At 66.1% G+C, this 445-nt stretch carries 1 protein-coding gene; it reads right to left on the bottom strand.

Annotation, left to right across the window (positions count from 1 at the left end; genetic code table 11):
* Positions 1-445, bottom strand: a 445-nt coding sequence (gene mtnC, locus CWM66_RS28550; RefSeq protein ID WP_107147759.1) for an acireductone synthase, incomplete at both ends; no start/stop codon positions are given.

Genomic DNA, 445 nt, shown 5'->3' with positions numbered 1-445 from the left:
TCGGAGAGGAACAGGATCTGCGGCGCGGGCAAACCGATGCTCTCGGCGATCTTGCGGTAGCTGTTGCTCTCGCGCTTCGGGCCGACCTGGGTATCGAACCAGCCGGAGATCAGGCCGGTGAGGTCGCCCGCGTCGCTGTGCGCGAAGAACAGCTTCTGCGCCGGCACCGAGCCGGAGGAATACACGTACAGCGGAATGCCGGCGTCGTGCCAGGCCCGCAGCAGGCGCGCGGCATCGGGATAGATGTGCGCGGTGAAGTCGGCATCGCGGTAGCCGGCTTCCCAGATCATGCCTTCCAGCGCCTTCAGCGCGGTGGTCTTGCGATCCTCGTCGATCCACTGCTGCAAGGTCAGCACCAGCTTGTCGTCGGACGCTTCCTCGCCGATTTCGTCGGCCACCTGGTTGAGCCAGTGGCGTACCTGCGGATGGCCGCCATGCTCGCGCA

It is taken from the genome of Kosakonia sp. H7A (assembly GCF_003028445.1).
GTDB classification, from domain to species: domain Bacteria; phylum Pseudomonadota; class Gammaproteobacteria; order Enterobacterales; family Enterobacteriaceae; genus Kosakonia; species Kosakonia radicincitans.
This window is presented reverse-complemented; position numbering and strand designations above follow the sequence as displayed.